At 45.7% G+C, this 276-nt stretch carries 1 pseudogene; it reads right to left on the bottom strand.

Annotated elements, in window-relative coordinates:
• Positions 1 to 43 precede the first annotated feature (43 nt).
• Positions 44 to 276: pseudogene (locus HBA93_RS20985) on the bottom strand (hypothetical protein); the annotation flags it as partial.

The raw sequence follows: 276 nt of genomic DNA, 5'->3' as shown, positions 1-276 counted from the left end.
ATCTTATGAGCTTAGGCGATTATGCTCGCCTAAGCTCATATTGTTATTTGATGGATATTCGTCGACTGATAAAGTCAAAGAGTGCATCGCTGTTCCACATTGCACAAACACCCACCAAGAATGCCCCAGCATGCATAGTGACATTGCTGCCATCATCTGGTGGCAGAGGGAAATGAATTGCCTTCAGGTAATGGACTAAAGGCTCAGTTAAATAACCTGCCGCCAAAGCACCGCATACCGGCGAAGCAATTGTCTCTCGGAATGAATGTTGGTTAC

This window comes from Ochrobactrum sp. SFR4, from assembly GCF_019730395.1.
In the GTDB taxonomy this organism is placed as follows: domain Bacteria; phylum Pseudomonadota; class Alphaproteobacteria; order Rhizobiales; family Rhizobiaceae; genus Pseudochrobactrum.
Note: the sequence above shows the minus strand (reverse complement) of the source record. Positions and strands in the feature narration are given on the sequence as shown.